Source organism: Nitrosospira briensis C-128, assembly GCF_000619905.2.
Classification (GTDB): Bacteria; Pseudomonadota; Gammaproteobacteria; order Burkholderiales; family Nitrosomonadaceae; genus Nitrosospira; species Nitrosospira briensis.
The window spans coordinates 1853800-1870693 of record NZ_CP012371.1 but is presented as its reverse complement, the minus strand read 5'-3'; the positions used below and the strand labels follow the sequence as shown (position 1 = coordinate 1870693).

Below are 16894 nucleotides of genomic sequence, written 5' to 3'. Positions count from 1 at the left end.
CATCTTTCCATCGTTTCGTTTAGTGATTGCTTACTGGCATAGGACATTGTTGTTGCGGTGGTTTTTAAACCAGCACTTCGGCAGGTGGCGGATGGCTGAGAAATGCCGTCGGGCTTGCGGTCAAGCCGTAAGCACCGGATTGCAAAACGACAATCAAATCCCCGGCCTCCGCCTTGCTCATTTCCATGCGGTCCGCCAGCAGATCCAGGGGTGTACAGAGCGGTCCCACTACCGAGACAACCTCCCTTTCGGCACCATTCATCTTGTTGCCGACGACCACGGGATAATTCTTGCGGATAACCTGGCCGAAATTTCCGGAAGCGGCAAGATGATGGTGCAATCCACCATCCGTTACCAGGAATATTTGTCCTCTCGATTCTTTTCGCTCCAGTACACGGCACACATAAATGCCTGCCTCCGCTATCAGATAGCGTCCAAGTTCGATCACCACCCGCGCGTCGGGAAGTTGCCGTCTCGCCTCAGGCATCAGGTGCCGTAAATTTTCGCCGACTGCCGCCACATCCAATGGCGCGTCGCCAGGAAAATAAGGCACACCGAAGCCGCCGCCTATATTCAGTAAGCGAACCGGGCCGGGTGCATGCCTGGCAAGGGCGACCCCCAGTTGCAAGGTCTTTTCGTGGGATTCCTGGATTGCCGCCACTTTCAGATTTTGCGAACCGCTGAAAATATGGAACCCTTCGAAATCGAGCTCAAGCTTAGCCATTCTGGCCAGCATCGCCGGAACGCGCTCTGCATCGACGCCAAACGGCTTTGGTCCTCCGCCCATTTTCATGCTGGAGGATTTGAGTTCAAAATCCGGATTGACACGAACCGCTACTTTCGGACGGATGCCAAGGTGATTGCCCAGATTGGCGATACGCTCCATTTCCTGCTCGGATTCCATATTCACGATAATGCCTGCGGCGATCGCGCAGGAAAGTTCCTGGTCGGCCTTCCCTGGCCCGGCAAAACTGACCTGACACGGCGACATGGGGGTATCCAGAGCGATTTTCATTTCGCCCGCCGACGCCACATCCAACCCATCCACCAGACCAGCCATATGCTGCACAACCGCAGGCATGGGATTAGCCTTCATCGCGTAGTGGAGGTGAACCTCGGCAGGCAGGTGTTGGCGCAGAAGGGCAACCCTATCCGTAATGCGCTGCCGGTCATAAGCATAGAACGGGGTTCTGCCTACCCGCTGCACCAACCGCGTGAGGGACATGCCTCCAATCTGGAGGCAGTCGTCTCGACTCGAGAATTGAACCATGGACGCATGTTTGGGCCGAACATTATTCACGCACCGGTCTCCATGAAAGTATTCTGCAATTCCTGGGCGAGGAATTTCCGGTCAATTTTGCCGTTGGGGTTGCGCGGCAAATTGCCTTCTCTGCACTTGATCGAACTGGGCAGCATGAAAGCGGGAAGCTGCAGCTTGCAAGCCGCCAGCAACCCATCCCGGTCAATTTTCGAGTCTGCCCGCGCCGTAACGATCAAGACAATGGCCTGCCCCAATATGGGGTGAGGAACGCCGATGGCCGCAGCTTCTCCCACAAGCTCCGTGCCATAGATCACCTCTTCGATCTCGGTAGGGCTGACGCGATAGCCGGATGTCTTGATCATTTCATCGCGGCGGCCGATGAAATACAGAAAACCTTCTTCATCCATGCGTACGGTATCGCCCGACCACACCGCCAACTCCGGAATAGTCAACCCGGACTGGCGCGAGGGAACGGGTTTGAAACGCTCGGCGGTTTTCTCATGGTCGTTCCAGTATCCCATGGAGACGAGCGCGCCCCGATGTACCAGCTCTCCCGGCTCCCCCGCCGCGCAGAGCGACCCATCCTCCCGTACCACCAGCACCTCCGCGTTCGGGATGGCTTTCCCGATGGAGTCGGGACGTGCGGCCATTTCCTCGGGTGGAAGAAAGGTCGAACGGAACGCCTCGGTGAGGCCATACATGAGAAATACCTCAGTATGAGGGAGAATGTTGCGCAGCAAATCGAGCGTCGCCCGCGGCATCGCCCCCCCGGAATTGGTGATATAACGCAATGAACTATCCGTTGGCCAATTCAATTGGGCCAGTTGAATCCACAATGGCGGCACTGCGGCAAGACCCGTGATTTTTTCGCCCTCAACCGTGTGGATGATATCCCGCGGCAGCAAATAATTCATCAGTACAGCGGTAGCTCCAACTTGAAATGCCGTGGTGAGTTGATTGAGCCCGTAATCGAAACTCAACGGCAGTACCGACAGAATGCGGTCATCCGGCGTATTCTTCAGGTACTGAACTACGCTCGTTGCTCCCGCCACCAGGTTTCGGTGGGAAAGGACTACACCTTTTGGCTTGCCGGTGCTTCCGGAAGTGTAAAGAATCGCGGCCATATCGCCATCGATACTATGGTGTGCCTTGGCATGGCCGGGTGCCGCCAACGCATCGTTCCATGAGATGACACCAATGCCGGAAACGACGGGTGGAAGCTCAGCCGAACCCACTACCATGATAGCGTGCAGATCATGACATTGCGGCAAAACGGGGGTAAGCAGCTTCAACCGGTCGGCTGAGGTGACGAGGACTCTAACATTGCAGTCGCGAAGAATATAGGCCACCTGCTCCGGCTTCAGCAGCGGATTGACGGGTACGAATACGCCCCCCGCGGCTGCGGCGCCATATATGGCGGTGACAGTTTCCAGGCGTTTTTCGAGATAAACAGCGACACGTTCGCCTCGCCCAAGCCCCAAAGCGAGCATGGCCGCCCGGGCTGAGTCGATATCCTCAGCCAAAGTGGCATAGCTTGTTCGATTTCCCTGATGAACCAGCGCTTCTTTATCGGAAACATGCTCAGCGGTCTTGAAAATGAGCTCGTGGAGGAGATCTGCCATCTAAAATATCCTGTATGTAAAAAGGAAGGGGCGGCGAATGTTATAAGACCTAGCTATTTCAGCCGGTGGCGGTTCATTAAATCATAAATGGTGGGACGGCTGACGCCTAGTAGCTCCGCCGCCTTGACAACGTTCCCATCCACTCTCGCCAGTGCTTTCATCAAGGCATCACGTTCCGCCCTGTCGCGCACCTGGCGGAGGTTGACCGGTTCCGCCAGGCTGGTTGAAACCTGCAGCCCGAGATCGTCGATGCTGATTATGGGACCGTCGGCCATGATAACCACGCGTTTAATGCAGTTCTCCATTTCTCGCACGTTGCCGGGCCAAGGGTAGTTTTCAATCGCAGCGAGCGCCTCCTGGCTGAAATTCAGGGAAGAACGCTTCTCCTGTGCACAGAACTTATTCTTGAAGTGATGTGCAAGCAACGCTGGGTCTCCCATCCGCTCTCGCAGCGGTGGAATTGTGATGACAATTTCGCTCAGGCGATAATACAGGTCTTCCCGAAAACGGCCTTCCTCGATCAGTTTCTTTAAATTCTGATGCGTTGCGCAGACAACGCGGACGTCAACGGGGATTTCCTTACGCCCTCCGACTCTTTCGATCACCCTTTCCTGCAAGAAACGGAGAAGTTTTGCCTGTAACGGCATGGGCAGATCACCGACCTCATCAAGAAAAAAAGTACCTTCATTAGCCAGCTCGATTTTACCGGGGGTCTGCTTGACCGCCCCGGTATATGCGCCTTTTTCGTAGCCGAATAATTCGCTTTCCAGAAGCGTTTCCGGAATCGCGGCGCAATTGATTGCCATGAATCGTTTTTCTCTTCTGGCACTTGCCTGATGCAGCGCTCTTGCCAGGATTTCCTTACCTGTACCGCTATCACCCAGCAGTATAACCGTGGCATCGGATGGGGCCACTTTCTCCACATTGCGGCATACCTTGATCAGCGCGGGATCGCGGGTAATAATGCCCGCTATGACGGGGGATGCCTGGGATTGCGATAACCTGCGGTTCTCCTGCTGCAATGCGTGCAGGTAATATGCTCTTTCTACCACCAACCCCAGCATCTCCGGATCGAAAGGTTTTTGATGAAAATCGTAAGCGCCCGCCGCGATAGCCTTTAGCGCGTTCCCATGATCCTGGTTGCCGGTTAGAACGATCACCTTGATGTCCGGCGCGAGTTCAAGTATCTGTGCCAGCGTGGCGAGGCCTTCCGAGGCCCCATCCGGATCGGGCGGAAGCCCCAGATCCATCGTGACGACAGCAGGCTCATGTCGCCGGACCAGGGCAAGCGCGCTTTCACGATCACCCGCCACCGATACTTCATAAGCGTCGAAACTCCAGCGCAACTGCTTCTGCAGGCCTGGATCATCCTCGATTACCAATAAACTTTTTTTATCCTGACTCACTGATGCCCTCTTACCTTGACTCGAACTGGATCAATCTAACTCTTGTATCGTTACTTTTGGTGAAACATTTCTCATTTGCATGGGTGTCGGGTCTTTCCAATCTGTCGCACTATTATCCACTGAAGCTTTCGACCGTCTGCCAGATCTCCGAAACGAATCTTGCATCTCAAGCCACTACTTTAACGATGGAAGCGCCTTGATGAAGCGGCAGGATGATGCGGAAAACCGTGCCATTCGATTCGCTGCTGGTAACCTCCAATTCCCCACCCAACTCAGACACATATTCCTTGCTTTCAAACACACCTATGCCCATACCTGCGGATTTGGTGGATTCGAAAGGTTTAAAAAGTTTTTCGCGAATGAATTCTTCGCTCATGCCATGGCCGGTATCCTTTATTTCAACTATCGCGCAATCCTGCTCTCTTCTCAGCCGAACCCGAACCTGCCCGTTCTTTGAGGTCGCCTCGATTGCGTTCTGGATGAGATGTCCCATGACTCTTTCGAGGCGGGACGAGTTTGCGCACACCGCAAGGCTCGTATCCTGTATTTCAAGAATCGGCGCCGGTTCGGCGACGGATTTGCTCTTTACCGCTTCCTGCAACAATGGCGCAATAAAAAGGGGAGCCGAATTCTCAGGCGCGTCGACACTGCTTAGCTTCTCCAGCAGCCGCTTCATTTTTTGAACGGAGAGATATACCGTTTCGATCATGTCTATCTGGAATTGCGGGTTATTTTTATGCTTCTCAGCATTGGAAAGCAAAAGCGATAGCTGCGAAACGAGATTTTTCAAGTCATGCACTACGAACGTCGACATACGATTAAAGGATTCAAACTGACGCGCCACCATAAGCGCGTTGGCCGCCTCTTGCTGCGCCAGGTAACTTGCAGCCTGATTGCCGGCGACCTTGAGCAGATCACTCACCTCCCAATTCAGCTTGACCCTGCTTCTTGGCTGCGCCAGCACTACAAAACCAAACAATTTCCGATGTTGAATCAGCGGTACCACAAGCCATGCCCTGGCTATGGTTTGCAACCATTGTGGCAGAGCGAGTGCTGAGTATTTTTCAGGATTTACGGCGTATTCCTGTAAATCGATCACCCACTCCTTGTTTCCCAAAAACTGACAGAAAGGGCTGGCCAGGGGCTCGAACCCACCAGTCGGCGGCATATTCCAGTGCGTTACCGGCTCGCAATTACCGGATTCCCGGCATATCCACAGGCTCCCGGCCGGGCTTTCCACCAATTGTGCCAAAGCCTGGATCACGCGCTCTCCCAGCACGTGCCCACCGTCGGAGAGCGTGCGCGTAAAACGCAGCCATTCTTCCCGGTAGTCGTAGTTGTAGCTGAAAAAGTGTTTACTGATGAAGACTCTGAGCCAGGAACGCAAAGTGCCCGAAAACAGCACGGCCAATAGCAGAACCACTGCGCCGAATAAAAAACTCACTTGCATGACAATGCCCCAGCTTCCCCCAAAAAAACGGAGGTAGTAGCCGGCAGCAGCCATTGCCAATAGATATGCAGCGGTACCGAACAATGCTGCCGAATAAAAAAGAATACGACGCGATACCGTGATGCCGACCGACCATTGGGGGTTGCGTGCAGCCGAAACAGCGATAAGCGGAACAACGAACGCATTGACTATCCCGCGTGCCGCCCATATTTCCGGGTTCACGTGCCTAAGCAGCAACGCATCGCTATATAAGTAAAAATCATAGGCAAAGATCCCGCCGATGCCGAGGCACGCGAATTTTATTCCCCAACGCTGCCTGACCGGCGTATTTCTGTAAAGCTGCTCCACCAGGATCATGCCGAGTATTGCCATTGCCAGGCTTCCAGCGATGTTATTGATGAAGTCGATCGTTTTATCCGATGAAAAATCAAAGTTGCCATTAGAGTACATCGCAACGATGAAGCACCCGATATACATCATCATTATCGCCACCAGGGCTGGACTGATCTTCATGATGGATGAATCATCTTTCCGGTACAGCCCCAGCGACATGATGAGAAAGGCAGTCCAGCCTCCGTTTCTGGCAATTTCGAGTACATCCGTCAGGAGCGAGAGGGGGAGATTCTGGTTAGCGTGATAGGCGAGCAACGACGCCCAGAATGCGGAAAGGAGGCAAGCTATCGGTAACACGATTCCGTGCAGACGACCTCGCCAGCTTGTTACCAATAGTAAAGCCAGGAAAAAATGCGCAGCTGCCGCTATGGCGTAGCTGGCCGTCGCTATATTCGTCAACATGCTGCTATATTGGCGCTCCCCTGGGAACCTTCAAACAGGTCCCCAAGGGAGCGCGTTGCGGCAAAAATCGGCGTGATCACAAGGTGCACGGCGAAGGCCGTGGTTTGCCTGGCATGCCAAGATGGGCAACGGCGTGAGTGCCCGATTTTGCCATTCATTTTCCAGTGGAGCGAACGGATGGTGGCTTTGCAGGTAACCCGCTTTGTCGAGGCGAGATCCCCTGAAGCGTTGCCTGAGAGATAGCGCGAAGCGGCGATCCGGCAGCACCGGGAATGTCGCGGTCGCGCTTGTGGCGCCGGTATCCCGCTCTGGCGTCGCACCTTCCCGAGGAAGGCGCCGCCCCGCCCTGAGCGGTTGCACCATTCGCGTCGCCGCCTTTCGCGCATTCCATCCCGCAACGCCGCCGTCGCGCTCGCGCTGGCCTTGCTCAGGGTGCTCCACATCATCTTCCACCCTTCCCCAGCACGACAACTTCAACGGTATCTATCAGGATAATTACATCAAGAAACAGGCTGTGGTTCTTCACATAATAAAGATCGTACTGTAGCTTTTCGATGGCGTCCTCTACCGACGCGCCATACTGGTAGCGCACTTGGGCCCACCCGGTTATGCCCGGCTTGATACTGTGCCTGACATTGTAATAGGGCACCTCCATGCAAAGCTGGTGTACAAAATAAGGCCTTTCCGGACGGGGGCCGACAAAACTCATGTCACCATTCAAGACATTCAATATCTGGGGAAGCTCATCGATTCTCAGTTTACGAATAATCCTGCCTACCCGTGTTATCCGCGGATCATCCGTTGCCGCCCATTGCGGCGTTCCTCCCTTCTCCGCATCGGCCCGCATGCTGCGGAATTTCAGAACCATAAATATTTTTCCGCCCTTTCCAACCCTTTCCTGCCGGTAAAAAACGGGGCCCCCATCCTCGAACAGAATGCATAGAGCGGCAATCAACATTACAGGTAGCGTAACAGCCAGAAGAACGCCGCTTGCGGCCAAGTCGAAAATGCGTTTAATACCGGATCTGAGCAGGCTTTGGTCGAATCCGCCGCCAAAAACCAGCCAGCTCGGGTAAAGGGTATTCACTCGAATTTGCCCTCGTTCACGCTCAAAAAAAGCGGCTGAGTCGGTCACTTTTATCCCGTTCAGCTTGCATTCCAGCAGGTCCTGAATAGGAAAACACCCGCCCCGACGTTCCTGAATCGCGATAATGATCTCCCCTGCCCCGTAGCGATTAGCAAGAGATACCAAGGAATCCACCTTCGGCAAAACGGCAGAAGCTGGCACATGAAGTTCTTCATCCGGCAGCGAGACAAAACCAATGATCTTGAATCCCCTGGGTCTCGACTCGTTTTCTTTAGTCTGTTCGACGAACTCCTTTGCTTTGCCACCTATGCCTAATACGATGGCCCGAGACTCCAGAATTCCCAGGCTGGACCATTTAAGAAAAGCCGCTCGTGTCAGCAGAATCCCGGACAGAGCAAAAAGCATTACCAGCCCCAATATGCCGCGGCCAAGATAGAGATCAGGCAGCAAATAAAAAATCAGCGTCGTTATTCCGAATCCAAGCATCATGGAAGGCATGAGCCGGAATAAGGTGTCCTTGATATCCAGGCGGGCATCCAGTTGATATAACCCCATGGCGGACATGCAGAGGATCATGACAAAGGTGAAAGTCGCCGCCTCGGGAAACAAGGACGAGAAAGAGGGGAAGGGGTCAGCATGATCAAAGAAACGAATAGTTGCGCCGAGATATACCATGAACATCAGCACCAGAATTTCAGCACTGATAAGCAGGATCACGGTTCTGGATATGAAGTGGTTATAAATCCGAAACAATTTTCATCCCTTATCGGTGTCTTGTGAGCTCTTGGGCACCCTCGCTCAACTGAAGATCAGTGAGGCCGCTAGTTTACTTCCAATCAATGTTTGCAGGCCTCCGATCAAAATGTCCACGCCGTGCCTTTGATATTATTACGCTGCACCGTAAATGTTGAAAAGATTATTAACGGTGGTTCACCGATCACCTGAGCAGTTTCTTGCCGCCGGGGGATAAGGCAGCAGGCTTTTCTAAAGACGAGTTATTTAAACAATCCCAAAATGATCAAGCACACCTTCAGTTCCGGGCACTGCCGGTAACGGCAAAATCGATGCGGATAAGCCCTGAATTTACGAAAATATCATAGCCAGCCAAACTCAAGTCCTATATGCATCATATCAAGTTCGCCGGCAAGAACAATTGGACTTTGGTACGCTAACGAGCAATTGGAGTGCTTTGCGGTTTTAAACAGTTAATGCTTCTCCGGAACTGAAAAGGCTTGGGCACCGCATGGATGTGTACGAACTAGACGCAATTCACCTCGTCAATTACGCGTTTGCGCAGCGAAAGTGAATGGAGAACTATAAAAGGAACAATGCTTTGAACCCAGGCTCAGCGATGCAAGTACAAGCGTAACACTTATTATTTATTGAATCCCCGTGAATTTGCTGCGCTGTAGCAGTGACCTGATCAGGATGAAACAGCAAACGCGAGAGCGAGAATATCTGGCTGCTAATGGCCGATCCGGGTCGAGTCATGTGACGACATGGAGCCCTTCACAATCAACGCCAGTTTGAGTCGATCGGCAATGTCCAGCTTGCGGAAGACCTCGGTCAAATGAGCCTTCACTGTACGCTCCGTGATAGCCAGCCGCCGCGCAATTTGTTTATTGGTTTCACCATTTCCGACAAGCGTGGCAATTTCATATTCGCGTCGGGTTAAATTCGCGAGTAATTCCCCAACAGCCTCTTTGATTTTGTTCTTTTCCCGCGTGATCGTCACAAGTTCATTCAGCAGATGCCAGCTATGTGATCTTCGAATCCACAGCTCGCCTTGCTGAACAGCCACAACGGCACTTTTGAGCTGCTCAGGTTTCACGTCGCGCTGGCAACATCCCCTTACTCCCGTTCTGAATAATGCCCACTCGATCTCGTCGGCAATCGGGTAGCTCAAAATAATGACTTTAGTCTCCGGGTTCAATTTCATGAGCGCCGCGATTCCGTTTGGCCCATCCAGTTTTGGTAAATCATGATCGAGCAAGAGGATTTGCGGTTTCAGGCGCACCAATTCGTCTCTGAGCGAGTCCAGATTGGTTGAACAGAAAACCGGAGCAATACCCCGCACCCCCTGCTCCCATCGATACAGGTCGTCTTGAAACTGACTAGCAAGCAAAATCAAGAATGTCTCCCCTCAAAACCTGGATTAATGCAATACCTTGTCCATAATTTTACCGAGCATTTTACGTGTTACCCAGATCTCGCCACGATCAACGACATGCACAGCCTTTAAAAAATAAAATGGGTCTGCCTCATGGCTCAAATACCCGCGCGCACCATTCGCCAACGCTTGTATTATCTGCTCCTCCCGGACCGATTTATCGGTTAATAACAATACGAGCGTCTCGGGGCATTCGCGATGCAATGCCTCCAGTAAAGCAAAATTTCCACCGATAGACTGATCCAGGTTGACAAAAACGATGCGGGGCTTCAGCTGGCTGATCCTGGCAACGACGTCGTCAATGGGTATAACGGCAGTATCGGGCTCGAGTTGATGCTTTATATCATTTTTAGCTGGCATGATATTTGCAAGCACCTTGATGCCCGGCCCGCCTTGCAAGTATTGTTCTAATTTTATGCGCCGCCCAGGGTCCGTATCGGCTATTGCCACGGTGACCATTTGCATCGTTCCTCCTTACAGCTCAGTCATCAGGTATTAAAGGTATGTAGCCCAGCTTCATTTGCGGTCAGCTTCCAGCGATATTGCATTATGCTCAAACTCTAAAGTTTTTCTCAACGTCTCCGCATGATATCCAGCTTATGCTCTGGCTTTTGGTGACAAACGGACCAGGCTGTGCCGGGGAACAGATTCGAACGCGTTTTCTGAACAGGATCTTGCTTATCTTTGTTATTTGCGCTGCTGCAGCAACTCGCGAATATAATTGCCGGGGATGGCATACGTGATGCCGCTCGGATTACTGAGCGCGGCCTCCTTTTTACCCTTTACAAATACCATATTGATCACGCCATATACCAGTCCGGTTTCGGGATCGTAGAGAGGGCTGCCGCTGCTACCGGGATAGGCGGTACCGTCAAGCTGAAATACTGCATAAGCAGATTTCTGCAACTGGCCGATCATCTTCGCGTTAAGCTGCCTCGAATTGTGTGCGGGCAAAATGATGGGCGTTATTGAAGAAACCATGGCACGATGAGTAACCGGATAAAATCCCAGGACCATCCCGATCGGGAATCCCGTAAAAATCAGATCCTGCCCTTCCCGAACTTTTTCTGCGTCTCCAAGCTTCATGGTGGGTAAAGCGGCGCCGCTGATTTTCAGCAGCGCCAGATCATGATCTTTGTCGATGGCAACGATAGTGGCAACCCGAAGTTCCGGCTGCTTGCCCTTGCCTGTAATCACGACGTAGGACTCCTTGTTCGCAATATCCAGGACTTCTGGAACAACATGGGCATTGGTAACCACGTGAAGGCCATCGTCCAGCACAAAGCCGGTCCCCAGGAAATTGACGGGGGGGGACCGGGTCATCTGAACAGTTCCGATTCCAACTATCGAGGGTTTGACCTGTTCGATAGTTTTGACGAGCTCGCTACCCCATAGCGAAGAACCAAACATAAGCCCGAAAATACCCAGGCTTTTCATACAGCCAGTGATGAAGGCCAGTAAAGCGCGCCGGGTATTCATCGTCTTTGAAATTCATCGACGGCTTTCACCGGCATGCTTCCTTGATGCTCATTCCATTTCTTCTCAGGTGCGAAATGCTCACCCGCACCCTTCCATCTTGTAAATGAAATACCCATCCTTGTTGATTGCGTCGGTGACATTTGGCGGCGCGCTTTGGCTGTGGCAAAAGCTGCACTCTTTACTGGTAACCGTCGCGTCGCCTTCGCCGATCGAGGTTAACCACTGTTTCGCATACTCGATTGCTTTTTTGTCGTCTTTTACGCCGGTAAATACGTCGAAGTGCATGGTGTGACCGTCTTTCGCCTTGACGTAGGTGTCGTATACATGAATTTCCATTGTTTTCCTCTCTAATGTTTAACGGATCTTAAGGGAAGTTTGAGGCGGTTTACCTGATAGTTCAAGTAACTCAGCACATAGACTATCACGGCAACAAGAAAAGTGGAACGCAGGGTGGTCTGCCGGAATAAAGCGTTGCGGTCCTCCATCCATTTAATAGGCCATGGACTCGCTTATCTCAAGTCATTTCCCCTCCTCTCTCCAAACGCATCATCTTTGTCATGAAACTGTTACAAAACTGCAATTAAACGGACATTTTCCTGCAGTACTCTCGCAACCGGTTTTGATAAATAACCGGGATGAGAAAAAACAAATGAAATTATCCAGACTTACGCTGGCAATCACAGCCATTTTAGGCTCAAGCCTATCCACCGCCGCACTTGCCATTGATCTCTATGTCGATACCAAGACCGAGCAGCTTTACGCCAAACCTGGACCTGGTCGCGTCCATATAGGTTCTTTCGTGAAAGAAGACACGCCTAAAACAGCAGATAAAACTCCGAATAACACGACTAATAGGACAGCAGATAATACCAGCGCCATAGCAGCGGAAAAAACGGAAACAGCTGATTTAACCGCGGTCCGCAGAGATATAGAATTAAAATCAAAGATGATGGGAGCGCGTCTTGCCAGTGATATCGCGTCGCTCGAAGAACGCGTCAAGGAAACAGAAAATGCTCACATCGAATTTATTGATAGTGCGCCGCACTTTGCAAGTAAAGACGGCAATTTTACATTTGCGATCAATGGGCGGATGCAGGTAGCTTCACAATACAATTTCATCAACGATGTTTTGCCCGCTACCGGCAGCAACCTGCCAAACGAATTGAATAGCGGCGCAACGCTCCGCCGTGCTCGCCTTGGCGTTGAAGGTACTTTTTTCAAGCTCTGGGATTACAAATTCGAGTATGACTTCAGTCGAGGTAACGGCTCTGTGGCGTCGGGCATTACTGACGCTTACACGCGGCTGAACGTGACCAAGCCGTTTTCAATCAAGGTTGGTTCATTTAAAGAACCCTTCAGCCTGGAAGAAGCGGCCAGTAACCGCTATCTTACGTTCATCGAACGTCATATGTCCGTCAACTCGTTTGTCGATAACCCAAATACCTACAAAACCGGTCTAGGGATCAATTATGCGGTACCGCGTTTTCAGTTTGGGGTCGCTTTTCAGACCGAACCCATCGGCGCCTGGTCCGCCGCTTCCACCTCGGTTAATACCGCAGGCAACGTTAGCCGCAACAATGGTTCAGGCGATTCCGGCTGGGAAGGCATCGGCCGGATAACAGGCCGGCCGTGGATGGAAGATGAAACCAGATTCCTGCATGTGGGAATTTCAGCTGGGCACACCGCTGTCAACACCCAATACCAGGCGAATGGCACAATTAATGTCGGCCCGAATCAAACTGGGGGAGGGGGCGGGATGGCATTCTTTGCCTTTCCGGGAACCAACGTAGATCGCACCAATATGCTGAATACCGGCAACTTGAGCGTAGGAAACAAGGGTGCACCCGGTTCGCGCCGAATAGACAGTTACGACCGCTTTGGCGCGGAGGGCTGGCTGGTACATGGTCCATTCTCGGCTCAAGGAGAATATTTGCGAACGAATATAAATGGGCTCGGTTATGACAACGAGCATTTTACCGGCTACTATGGTTTTGCCAGTTACTTTTTAACCGGCGAATCCAAAGCCTACCATGTCAAAAATGGTGCGGCGAACCGAATAAAACCCAGGCAGAATTTTCAATGGAACGGTTCAGGCTGGGGAGCTTGGGAAGTCGCCGCCGGTTATGATTATATCAACTTGAACAGCGGAGTAATCAAGGGGGGGCAAGCCGACATGGTGCGGTTCGCCCTGAACTGGTACCCTCACCCCAATATTAAAATACAGAACAACATTGTTCACGTTCTAAATGTGAACACGGCAGGATCCGCCATTCCTCGTACCGCCGGTTTTAACAAGGCTGACCTGAGTTCTTTCTTGACACAGGTTCAAGTCGAGTTTTAAGGCAGCAGGGTATAGGTCGAAGACAACATGGCCGCGAAGATTTCCGGGTAATTTTCGGGAATCTTCGCGGCCATGGCTGGGCAGCATTTACTTGAGCGAGAATTCTGCCCGGCTTCCCGATTTCTGGCTACTGGCTTCCGGCTCGACTTTCGGCGCAAGCACAAATACTCGCTCGTTTGGAACACCGCCTTGCCCAACGAGCCAGTCCCGCGCGGCTTCGGCCCGAAGCTCGGCAAGTTCGCGCATTTCGCTATCTCCAGCATCGATATTTGCCAGCATCAACTGCTCCATTTCCGGTACTGGCAGGCTCTTCGAAAGACCAATCATATTTTTCGGCTTCGCGAATTTCGAATCCTTATAGATCACCGTCAGGTATTTTTCATACTCATCGGGCTTGAGCTCAACGTCATCGAGCGATGCGACCGTTTCTCCTTTTTTGACGCTTTCCGATAGCTTCTGCGCTTTTACGGTACGCTCAAGTATCATGCGCTTCAAGGCATCCGGATCATGTGCTGGATCGGCTCGGCCTGTAATCTCGAGTTTGAGTGCGGGCCGGTCTATCAACGCCTTGGATAATAATTCAAGACGTTTTTCGGCTTCAGGCGTAACCTGCGCATAACCCGGCGAAAAATCTATCTCCGATAACTCTTCGCCACCGAAGAGCGAACCCAGCATAGCAAAAGGCGCGGTCGCAGCTTTTGTAATCAAATTAATGAAGACCTTGACGATCAACCCGCCTATGCTGAATTCCGGATCATTGATGGAGCCGCTTATCGGCAGGTGAACATCGATTTCTCCTCGCTGGTTTTTCAATAACGCCAGCGCCAGACTCACCGGGATCGACAGCGCATCCGGGCTTTCGACTTTTTCGCCAAGGGTTAATTGATCGAGGAAAACGTTGTTTTCCGCTGTCAACTCCCCTTTTTCAACGTGATAATGTATATCAACCGAAAGCTTGCCTTTTTCGATTGCGTAACCGATGTACTTACCGGAATAGGGACTGAAGGTCGGCATATCGATCCCCTTCGCGCTCGCCGTGAGGTCGAGGAAAAGTTCATTGCCAAGGGTATTGACCTTGCCCACGATTCTTAGCGGTGCGGTTTTGTCCACCGCTCCGCGGATATCGATTTCACCGGGCTTCCGCGGATCAAGGGGACCAACACGGCCGGCAAGTCCCGTCAGCTTGGCGCGGTAGTTGGGTTTGATGAACTGGTCATGGAAATTAACGTTGCCTCCGGTCATTACAATACGACCGATATAAACAGGCAGAGGCTTCTTGGTCGATGATTTGGAAGAATTCTCCGAAACGGTCTTTGCGGCGACGTTGGAAGTTGCTTGCTGTTGCGCTACAGGCGGCGTAATCGGGGCTGTTTGCCCGAATCGTTCTCCGCCATCGTTTTGAACGGCGATATGTTTGAAATTGAGTTCTCCTTGCGGAGTAAGCAACACGTGAGCGAGGAAGTCGGCAATCGCAATCGACTTGATATCGACACGAAGCGGATCACTGACGAACTGTATGCCGCCGATATCGAGGCTTCGCCATCGCAAAAGATCCGCCATGTTTGTCTTTTGTAGAACGTTAAAATTGGTGAAACGGCTTTCGCCGTTCAGTGCCACTTTCAGCGGTGACCCATCGGCCTTGACGTTGCCATCGAAGGATATCGAACCACTCGTCAGCAAGGCATTCCACTGATCGCCAGCCCAGCCTTGCAGCGCGACAAGATCAATATTCTTGGCATTTATAGCAAGATCAGCCATCAACGGCGCCCATGCCAAGGACCCATTTGTCTCGAGGCTCCCGTTTTTATTTACCTCGGCCTTCAATGCCAGCTTGAGCGGTGTTGCACCGTTCAAGTCGATATTGGATAGGGTTAAATCCAGAGGATTGACGACCATCGGCACCACGTTTGGCAGCGTGCGATCTTCAAAGCGCAGTGCCGCGGCTATCAATTGCAAGCTGCCAAGCTGAGCGGTCCATGGCTTGCTTTTCTTCGTGGTGGCAGGGGTCGCCTCCGGTTTCGACTCCGCTTTGCCCGGCGGTGCGGAAAAAAACTTGACGAGATCGAGCCGGCCATCCGCTTCACGACGCATAGAACCCTTGAAGTGATCGAGCGTCAACGCACCCAGCGCGACACTCTGGCGCCCGGTATCGATCGCGACCTTATCCAGGTTTAGCTTGGGCAGGCTCAGGACTGGTTCCGGATCTCCCTTGCGAATTAACGCGACTTCAGCCAACGCCAGTGCAATATGTGAAGGCTTCAGCCCGTTCAGATTGATCTCGGTCAATTTAAGGTCGAGCTGCTCGAGTTTCGCGGTATAGGGCACTTCCACCGCGCGATTCTCTATCTCAAACTTCCGCAGCGCGGCTTGGCCCGTCAATACCATATTTGGCGCTTGCCCATCGACCTGGGTAAACGTCAGCAATAAGTCGCTATCAAAATAGCCGGACAAGAGGCTGATGCCGAGTGGGACGGGCGAATATTCGTCTATTCGCGTCAAATCGACGTCTTTGAGCTTGAGTTCGAGTGTGGCTTCCCGATTTTGCGTGAAGGGACGCAGCTTTCCTCCCAGAGTGAGCGGAGCGCCATTGATCTTGGCGCTGAAGTGCGGTTCCACCCAGCTTTCCTCGTCATTTTCAAAATTCGCAATGAAGGGTATCCCAACAGTAATCTCGGATATGTCCTGATGGCTTTTCTTGAGCCGATCGACGAATTCGAAGTGGCCGCCGTCAATGACGATATTACTCACCGAAAACATGGTTTTACCGCCCTCCTCCGGCTTATTCATGAAGTCTTCTATCAGGTCCGTGATATTGAAGCGGTTTTCGTCTTCGCGAACCAGACGCAGCGCTGGCGCTTTTATTGATACGGAACTGATCACCGGCGCACGCCGCGCAATCGAAGCAGCGCTAAGATTGACGTACAGTTCGTCAACGGAAAAAAGTGCCTTCTCCGCATCGACATCCGTCTCCTTTTCACCCACGCGAAAACCGCGCACGGTTAATTCCAGCGTATAGGGTTGAATGTCGATTGACTGCACTGTCACAGGACGATGCACGGCTTCTGTCAACAAGGTTTCAAGCTTCGTCTTGGCGTACCCCGGCAGCCAGAAATAACCGAGCAGCCCGAATAGCACAATGATGGCAACTAAACTGCCCAGACCGATAACCAGGCGTCGGTGGCTTTTGAAACGGTGCAGCAGCGTTATCGGGGTCATGGTGGCGCGTTTATCCTGAGAGGCAATCTGGGCAGCAATTGCGCGGATTTTAAGAGTTGGATCAATC

Annotated in this window: 12 protein-coding genes; 1 reads left to right on the top strand and 11 read right to left on the bottom strand. The window is 52.2% G+C overall.

What is annotated here, in order from left to right; translation table 11 throughout:
* Positions 1-64 precede the first annotated feature (64 nt).
* The 10 genes from F822_RS08525 to F822_RS08480 form a co-directional block, all read right to left on the bottom strand.
* Positions 65-1300, bottom strand: coding sequence for a pyridoxal-dependent decarboxylase, exosortase A system-associated (locus F822_RS08525; RefSeq protein ID WP_025041774.1), 1236 nt, complete (start codon positions 1298-1300; stop codon positions 65-67).
* Positions 1297-2883 (bottom strand): acyl-CoA ligase (AMP-forming), exosortase A system-associated, encoded by a 1587-nt coding sequence (locus F822_RS08520; protein ID WP_025041775.1) that lies wholly within the window; start codon positions 2881-2883, stop codon positions 1297-1299. The genes F822_RS08525 and F822_RS08520 overlap by 4 nt, the downstream gene beginning before the upstream one ends.
* Before the next feature lie 53 nt (positions 2884-2936).
* Positions 2937-4289 carry a PEP-CTERM-box response regulator transcription factor gene (prsR, locus tag F822_RS08515; protein ID WP_025041776.1) on the bottom strand — a complete coding sequence of 451 codons (1353 nt, stop codon included), beginning with the start codon at positions 4287-4289 and terminating at the stop codon, positions 2937-2939.
* Between the two features lie 166 nt (positions 4290-4455).
* Complete coding sequence (gene prsK, locus F822_RS08510; protein ID WP_025041777.1) at positions 4456-6534, bottom strand: XrtA/PEP-CTERM system histidine kinase PrsK; 2079 nt, start codon at positions 6532-6534, stop codon at positions 4456-4458.
* Between the two features lie 30 nt (positions 6535-6564).
* Positions 6565-6975 carry a hypothetical protein gene (locus F822_RS08505; RefSeq protein WP_036576512.1) on the bottom strand — a complete coding sequence of 137 codons (411 nt, stop codon included), beginning with the start codon at positions 6973-6975 and terminating at the stop codon, positions 6565-6567.
* Position 6976: 1 nt separating this feature from the next.
* Entirely contained in the window at positions 6977-8374 is a 1398-nt protein-coding gene (locus F822_RS08500) for a TIGR03013 family XrtA/PEP-CTERM system glycosyltransferase (protein WP_025041779.1), read from the bottom strand.
* A gap of 712 nt (positions 8375-9086) precedes the next feature.
* Positions 9087-9698 (bottom strand): LuxR C-terminal-related transcriptional regulator, encoded by a 612-nt coding sequence (locus F822_RS08495; protein WP_269430534.1) that lies wholly within the window; start codon positions 9696-9698, stop codon positions 9087-9089.
* A gap of 78 nt (positions 9699-9776) precedes the next feature.
* Positions 9777-10256 carry a response regulator gene (locus tag F822_RS08490; protein WP_025041781.1) on the bottom strand — a complete coding sequence of 160 codons (480 nt, stop codon included), beginning with the start codon at positions 10254-10256 and terminating at the stop codon, positions 9777-9779.
* Positions 10257-10478: 222 nt separating this feature from the next.
* Positions 10479-11270 (bottom strand): S1 family peptidase, encoded by a 792-nt coding sequence (locus F822_RS08485; RefSeq protein WP_025041782.1) that lies wholly within the window; start codon positions 11268-11270, stop codon positions 10479-10481.
* Between the two features lie 78 nt (positions 11271-11348).
* A complete protein-coding gene (locus F822_RS08480) occupies positions 11349-11606 on the bottom strand; it encodes a DUF2024 family protein (RefSeq protein WP_025041783.1) in 258 nt (85 codons plus the stop codon).
* A gap of 163 nt (positions 11607-11769) precedes the next feature.
* On the opposite strand from F822_RS08480, the gene F822_RS08475 reads away from it, so the two are divergent.
* Positions 11770-13611, top strand: coding sequence for an OprO/OprP family phosphate-selective porin (locus F822_RS08475; protein WP_231623433.1), 1842 nt, complete (start codon positions 11770-11772; stop codon positions 13609-13611).
* 87 nt (positions 13612-13698) lie between these two features.
* On the opposite strand, the gene F822_RS08470 is transcribed toward F822_RS08475, so the two are convergent.
* Complete coding sequence (locus tag F822_RS08470; RefSeq protein ID WP_025041785.1) at positions 13699-16827, bottom strand: DUF748 domain-containing protein; 3129 nt, start codon at positions 16825-16827, stop codon at positions 13699-13701.
* Between the last annotated feature and the right edge of the window lie 67 nt (positions 16828-16894).

Coding starts and splice junctions, on each gene's coding strand:
- F822_RS08520 (WP_025041775.1), bottom strand. CDS start 2,883: ATGGCAGATCTCCTCCACGAGCTCATTTTCAAGACCGCTGAGCATGTT.
- F822_RS08470 (WP_025041785.1), bottom strand. CDS start 16,827: ATGACCCCGATAACGCTGCTGCACCGTTTCAAAAGCCACCGACGCCTG.
- F822_RS08490 (WP_025041781.1), bottom strand. CDS start 10,256: ATGCAAATGGTCACCGTGGCAATAGCCGATACGGACCCTGGGCGGCGC.
- F822_RS08480 (WP_025041783.1), bottom strand. CDS start 11,606: ATGGAAATTCATGTATACGACACCTACGTCAAGGCGAAAGACGGTCAC.
- F822_RS08485 (WP_025041782.1), bottom strand. CDS start 11,270: ATGAATACCCGGCGCGCTTTACTGGCCTTCATCACTGGCTGTATGAAA.
- F822_RS08475 (WP_231623433.1), top strand. CDS start 11,770: ATGGACTCGCTTATCTCAAGTCATTTCCCCTCCTCTCTCCAAACGCAT.
- prsK (WP_025041777.1), bottom strand. CDS start 6,534: ATGTTGACGAATATAGCGACGGCCAGCTACGCCATAGCGGCAGCTGCG.